Source organism: Kordia sp. (assembly GCF_050633145.1).
Taxonomy (GTDB): Bacteria; Bacteroidota; Bacteroidia; order Flavobacteriales; family Flavobacteriaceae; genus Kordia.
Genome location: NZ_JBOEFY010000121.1, coordinates 1 through 806 on the forward strand (window position 1 = coordinate 1; position 806 = coordinate 806).

Sequence of the window (806 nt, forward strand, 5' to 3'; positions counted from 1 at the left end):
TGGTTGAGAAACTGGGGCTTTTAATTTTGTGTGAGTCACCACAAATCCACATGAAGTTTGGCGTTTACAGGAACTCCAATAAGATACGCAGGAACAAAATCTCCCAGCGCATTCATTTGTTTAATGATGTCGTTTTTATTGAAATCCTCTTTCAGCAAATCTGTACGAGTTTCAAAATTTGTGATATGTCCTTTTCTGTTGATGAATAACGTAATGAGTCGGTATTTAAAATCATGCCCAGCAGCTTCTTTTCCTTTGTATTCAAAGTGTTTTTCTAGAAAATTTTGAATGATATAATCGTTCCCAATGAATTTTGGGGCACTTTCCGTACTTATATAATATTTAGAAAGGTCTAATACTTTTGATCGTTCTTGTCTCGTTGAATTTTCAAAAATTTTCAACGCTTTCTTTCTTGTTTCTTTATAGATCTCTGCACCAAATTTGGATCGAACTAAGCTGTCCATTTTTCTTTCGTAACATCCATCAGCATCTCTACTGGTTTCCATGAAAATGGAGTATTTTGAATACATGTACGCTTGATAAAAAAACTCAAATTCCCACTTGGTACTGAATTCAGGCTCTATATATTCATGATATCCTGTGAATTCTCCATTGTTAAAATCAACATTAGCTTCCGCTTCATTTTCAGCACATTCCTTTTCGGAATCTGTTTGAGAAATTGCTTGTAAACTTAGTAGAATTGTTAGCGCAAAAAGAAGGTGCTTCATAAATGTTTTTTATCAGAGTATGACAAAGATACTTAACTTTCATGCGTATTTATAAGTCAATCAAAAATATAGATTCCT

At 33.4% G+C, this 806-nt stretch carries 1 protein-coding gene; it reads right to left on the reverse strand.

Going from position 1 to position 806, the window contains the following annotated elements; genetic code table 11:
* Positions 1–35: 35 nt before the first annotated feature.
* Positions 36–728, reverse strand: a complete 693-nt coding sequence (locus ACRBBL_RS27565) for a hypothetical protein (protein WP_431372329.1) — start codon at positions 726–728, stop codon at positions 36–38.
* Positions 729–806 lie beyond the last annotated feature (78 nt).